The 5,035-nt window shown below is 37.8% G+C and carries 7 protein-coding genes; 6 read left to right on the top strand and 1 reads right to left on the bottom strand.

What is annotated here, in order from left to right; translation table 11 throughout:
• The coding region (locus RCH61_RS09665; RefSeq protein ID WP_306480591.1) for a helix-turn-helix domain-containing protein at positions 1–410 on the bottom strand (410 nt) is incomplete at its 3' end.
• Positions 411–586: 176 nt separating this feature from the next.
• Between RCH61_RS09665 and RCH61_RS09660 the strand changes: the two genes are divergently transcribed.
• The 6 genes from RCH61_RS09660 to RCH61_RS09635 form a co-directional block, all read left to right on the top strand.
• Positions 587–775 carry a hypothetical protein gene (locus RCH61_RS09660; RefSeq protein ID WP_003019365.1) on the top strand — a complete coding sequence of 63 codons (189 nt, stop codon included), beginning with the start codon at positions 587–589 and terminating at the stop codon, positions 773–775.
• Positions 776–789: 14 nt separating this feature from the next.
• On the top strand, positions 790–1,875 hold the full coding sequence (locus RCH61_RS09655) for a site-specific integrase (protein ID WP_008976823.1): 1,086 nt from the start codon (positions 790–792) through the stop codon (positions 1,873–1,875).
• On the top strand, positions 1,868–2,230 hold the full coding sequence (locus RCH61_RS09650; protein WP_072446730.1) for a plasmid mobilization protein: 363 nt from the start codon (positions 1,868–1,870) through the stop codon (positions 2,228–2,230). The genes RCH61_RS09655 and RCH61_RS09650 overlap by 8 nt, the downstream gene beginning before the upstream one ends.
• 133 nt (positions 2,231–2,363) lie before the next feature.
• Positions 2,364–3,365: an AAA family ATPase gene (locus RCH61_RS09645; protein WP_072446728.1), complete on the top strand. Its 1,002-nt coding sequence runs from the start codon at positions 2,364–2,366 to the stop codon at positions 3,363–3,365.
• Between the two features lie 72 nt (positions 3,366–3,437).
• The gene (locus RCH61_RS09640) at positions 3,438–3,671 is read left to right on the top strand and encodes a complexin-2 (protein ID WP_072446726.1); all 234 of its coding nucleotides are present in this window, start codon (positions 3,438–3,440) and stop codon (positions 3,669–3,671) included.
• Positions 3,672–3,929: 258 nt separating this feature from the next.
• Positions 3,930–5,035 (top strand): plasmid recombination protein (locus tag RCH61_RS09635; protein WP_306480590.1); only part of this gene is annotated, 1,106 nt, incomplete at its 3' end.

Genomic DNA, 5,035 nt, shown 5'->3' with positions numbered 1-5,035 from the left:
TTCCAGTCTAAATATTCTTTTTCTGTAATCTCTTCATTTCTGAATTTCTGGTACATATCAGCCCATGCTCCAATATTATCCAGCATATTTAAAGAATCATGTCCTTTGTCTTTAAACATGAGTTGTGGTACGCCGGATTCATCCTGGTAGGCGTGCAGACCATATTGATCCTCTAAAGCAAATAATGCGTGCATGACACTAACATAAGTATCAAAGTTTGGATCAGACATGGCGTATGGACTGATCTTTAATGAGTTTGCTATTTTTTCCAATTGTTCTGATGATGGAAAACGATTCCCAAGTTCATAATTTCTAATTGCCGATTCGCTCAAGCCGGACATGATTGCCAATTCTTTCTGTGTATATCCTTGATCGATCCGGAATTTTCTTATTTTCTCACCTACTGTCATAAGAAAACACTCCTTTGCTGATTGTTACTTAAAAGTATAGCATAAACAGTTCAAAAATGAAATATAAAAATAAACCGTTCATTTTTGAAATTATTCTATTGACAGTACGGAAATGAAATGTTATGATGCATATACACCGTTCGATAATGAACTGAAAAAAGAAAGGAGGGATATAGATGGCTAGTAAATTATTTATATCAGCAAAAGAAGTAGCGAAAGAATTAGAAGTATCTGATTCCTATGCGTATCGTTTGATCCGTCAGTTAAATGCTGAATTGGAGCAAAAAGGTTTCGTTGTTGTCAAAGGAAAAATCAGCCGTAAATATTTTGAAGAACGAGTTTACGGTATGAACGAAATGAAATAGCAGGAGGTGATGTTTTGACAGTAATCAAAAACCAAAAGTCAAATACTTACGAGGTAAGAACCTATTATAAGGACTGGACCGGCGTAAGAAAGCAGAAGACGAAAAGGGGATTTAAACGCAAATGTGATGCCCAGGAATGGGAAAGAGCGTTTAAATTAAAGGAGAATTTGAGTCTGGATATGTATTTTGAAGATTTTGTAGATCTTTATCTGAATGATATCAAATCCAGAATCAAATATAATACCTGGCTGACGAAAAAGCATATTGTAGAAAAAAAGATTCTCCCATATTTTTCGAAAAAGAAGTTGCAGGAAATAAAACCTTCCGATATTCGACAGTGGCAGAACACCATGATGAACTATCGAAATAAACAAGGAGAAGGCTATTCACAGGTCTATCTAAAGACCATCCATAATCAGCTGAGTGCAATTTTGAATCATGCAGTTAATTTCTATGATTTGAAAAGCAATGCTGCACGCAAGGCGGGATCTATGGGAAAAGAAAGAACAAAAGAGATGCTTTTCTGGACAAAAGAAGAGTATATGAAGTTCATTGAAGCGGTGGCGGATAAGCCAATCTCCTTTTATGCATTTGAAATTCTATATTGGTGTGGAGTGCGTATGGGAGAGTTGTTAGCACTGACACCGGCAGATTTCGATTTTCAGGCGTGTACTATCCGGATCAATAAATCTTATCAAAGATTAGAGGGGAAGGATATTATTACAGATCCAAAGACTGTGAAGAGTAATCGTATGATCACCATGCCGGAATTTTTAAGCGAAGAATTAGAATCGTATATAGGAATGCTGTATGGTTTAAATGAAAATGACAGGATATTCCAAATTTCAAAAAGCTATCTTCATCATGAAATGGATCGAGGTGTGAAGTTGTCAGGAGTGAAGAGAATACGAATCCATGATTTACGACATTCTCACGTGTCATTGTTGATCAATATGGGATATTCTGCGGTGGCAATAGGAGAAAGGGTAGGACATGAAAGTGTGGAGATCACATATCGATATGCACATTTGTTCCCGACAATCCAAACAGAGATGGCGGAAAATCTAAATCAGGAAAGAGAGGAATATCTGGATGAGTGAAAAAAATCGGGATAACAAGAATCGGTGGCGTAATGTAACCATAGCGTTTCGAATGTCTCCGGAAGAAAATGAAGAGCTGGATTTAAGAGTAAAGCTTTGTGGATACCAGACGAGACAAGAATATATCATTGAAAGTGTTTTACATCAAAAAGTCACAGCAGTAGGAAATCCATTGATGTTAGTACAGTTTAGAAAACAGCTTCGAGGGATTGAAGAGGAACTAAAAAGGTTAACTACATTAGAGAATGCCGATGAAGAATTGTTTACACCTATTCGAACAATGTTGGAGATATTAAATGCATTTGCAGAAGAAAGAAACTATGAAAGAAGGAAAAAAGAAAAAGCCCAGAAATAATCTGAGCAAGTTCCCTGATCATCAGAATAACTGATATACCATCCTAACAACTTGAGTATATCACAAAATTGTTGTTGCAACAATTGTTAAATTCTGTTTGCCAGGGACTTGCCCGGTTGGGCAGGAGGTGGAAATGGAAGAACATTATAGAGAAGTAAAAAAGGCAGAACCATGCCTGAAATTGATCCACATGGATCAGGTTGAAGTGGAAGAAATTGAATGGCTCTTTTATCCCTTCATACCATACGGGAAGGTCACCATTATTCAGGGAGATCCTGGAGAGGGTAAGACCACCGTGGTGTTGCAGATCATTGCAAAATTAACAAAGGGAGAACCAATACTAAATGAGATAACCGAAGAAGAAACAGGTGTAAAGCCAATCAATGTGATTTATCAAACAGCTGAAGATGGATTGGGCGATACAATCAAACCAAGATTGTTAGCGGCAGGGGCAGATTGTTCCAGAGTCTTGGTGATTGATGACCAGGATCAGCCATTAACCATGGTAGATGCAAGGCTGGAAGAAGCGATTATACAGACGAAAGCAAGACTTGTAGTATTAGATCCAATTCAAGGTTTTCTAGGGGCTGGTGTTGATATGCATAGGGCAAATGAGATTCGCCCATTGATGAAAAGAATTTCTGTATTAGCAGAGAAATATCAATGTGCCATTATTCTGATCGGTCATATGAATAAGAATAGTAATGGAAAATCATCCTATCGTGGATTGGGCTCTATTGACTTTCAAGCGGCAGCAAGAAGCGTATTGATTGTTGGAAGAGTGAAAGATGAACCGGAAATCCGAGTGATCTGTCATGTAAAGAGTTCTCTTGCTCCGGAAGGAGATGCGATTGCCTTTCGATTAGACAAGGAAAAAGGATTCCATTGGATTGGAAAATATGACATCAGTGCAGAGGACTTATTGTCTGGTGATGGACGAGGGCAAAAAATCCGAAGTGCGAAAGATTTTTTAAAAGAGATCTTAGCAAATGGATCAATGGAACAGGCAAAAATAGCGGAAGAAGCAGAAGAACGAGGAATTAAAAAGAAAACACTTTGGAATGCGAAGAAGGAATTACAGATTGATTCTGTGAAGATAGGAAATAAATGGTTCTGGATGTTACAAGAAGAGTAAAGGAAGATGGCAAGATTACCATATCTTAAAGAATAGGGAATCTTGCCACCTTGATTAAAAAGGAGTGAAGTGATGAAAAAAGTACAGATTGATTATGAACTGTTTCGAAAATTGATCTTTTATCATCTGGGTTCAGATGATCAGTATGAAGAAGATATTCGAAATGGCTTGGAAGAAAAATTGGATGCATTAGTCAGACATGAACTCTATACGAAGTATAAGACGGCTCCTTCTGAGGAAGAGCAGGAGAAAGCACGACAGGAATATTTACATAAGCGTGGAGTGTCAGCCAGTTATCGGTGGTGATGTTTGTTTGGGGAATATAGAACAGGAGCGTGGCACGCACCTGTATCATACCAAACAAGGAGAATTGCCGTAGGGTGTAGCCGATACAGTGCTGGCTGATTTGAAAGCTCCCGGCAGGGCGCAAGGGTACTTTTGATGGACGTTAGGCTGTCGAAAGTGCTTTTGCGTTACTTTTGACAAAAGTAACAAAACATGATCGCCATATCTGGCGTTTTAAAATGAAGGAAAGGAGATTTATTGAAGAGGACGATTAGTTTTATGACAGGGAAAGGCTCCCTGAACCATAACAGTAGAAAATTTCATGCAAAGAATACGGATCCGAACAGAACCCATTGGAATGTTGAATATTGTAATGAAGATATCAAAGACGTATATCATGAATTATTTGACGAAGCCTTGAAACGTTACAACGATAAACAGACTCGAAAAGATCGTAAGATAGATGATTACTATGAAAAGATACGTTCCGGGAAACAAGAAAAATTATTTCATGAGGTTATCCTTCAGATCGGTGATAAAGACAATATGAGATCAGAAACGATGGAGGGACAGCTTGCTGCAAAGATATTAGATGAATACATGAAAGGATTTCAAGAACGGAATCCTACGTTGCGAGTATTTGCTGCTCATCTGCATTTAGACGAAGCAACACCACACCTACATATTGATTTTATTCCCTATGTTACAGGAAGTAAGCGAGGACTTGATACAAGAGTATCTTTAAAACAAGCCTTATCGTCATTAGGATTTAAAGGTGGTTCCAGAAGTGAGACGGAGCTAAATCAATGGGTACAATCAGAAAAGGAAAAATTAGCCATGGTCATGAGGGAAAATGAGATAGAATGGGATCAGAAAGGAACTCATGAACCACATCTTTCTGTATTGGATTACAAGAAAAAGGTTCGAGAACAGGAAGTAGAAGAATTAACGGAACATAAGAATTTATTGGAACATGATTTGCATGATATCAGCGAATGTGTGGATGAGATCCAAAAGGAAAAAGAACAGGTAGAAAAAGAGAGAGATGCAGTAATTAAAAAGACAGAAGTGTTAGAAAAACGATTTTCTGCACTAAATTCAAAAGCTGGACTTGTTGACTCACATGCACGTGAGTATGGATATTATCCGGAAGAATGGCTGCCAGAAGCCGGAACTTTAGAGTCTGCAAAATCTTACAGGAAGAGAATATTTCCTTTGGTGAAAAAAGTTGCGAACATGATACAGGCATTGTATAGCAAATATTTAGAACTGAAAAGCAAAAATCAAAAGCTATCAGATCGAAACCTGGATCTTGAAAATCGTGTAGATCGGTTGCGAGAAGAAGTATCTGTTATAAAGAAAGAGAATGTAGCTTTGTTAAATGT

The sequence above is a fragment of the Mediterraneibacter sp. genome (assembly GCF_030825015.1).
In the GTDB taxonomy this organism is placed as follows: domain Bacteria; phylum Bacillota; class Clostridia; order Lachnospirales; family Lachnospiraceae; genus Mediterraneibacter.
This window is presented reverse-complemented; position numbering and strand designations above follow the sequence as displayed.

Bases quoted from the DNA above. Each gene is read 5' to 3' on its own strand.
- RCH61_RS09660 (WP_003019365.1), top strand. From the start codon at position 587: ATGGCTAGTAAATTATTTATATCAGCAAAAGAAGTAGCGAAAGAATTA.
- RCH61_RS09650 (WP_072446730.1), top strand. From the start codon at position 1,868: ATGAGTGAAAAAAATCGGGATAACAAGAATCGGTGGCGTAATGTAACC.
- RCH61_RS09645 (WP_072446728.1), top strand. From the start codon at position 2,364: ATGGAAGAACATTATAGAGAAGTAAAAAAGGCAGAACCATGCCTGAAA.
- RCH61_RS09640 (WP_072446726.1), top strand. From the start codon at position 3,438: ATGAAAAAAGTACAGATTGATTATGAACTGTTTCGAAAATTGATCTTT.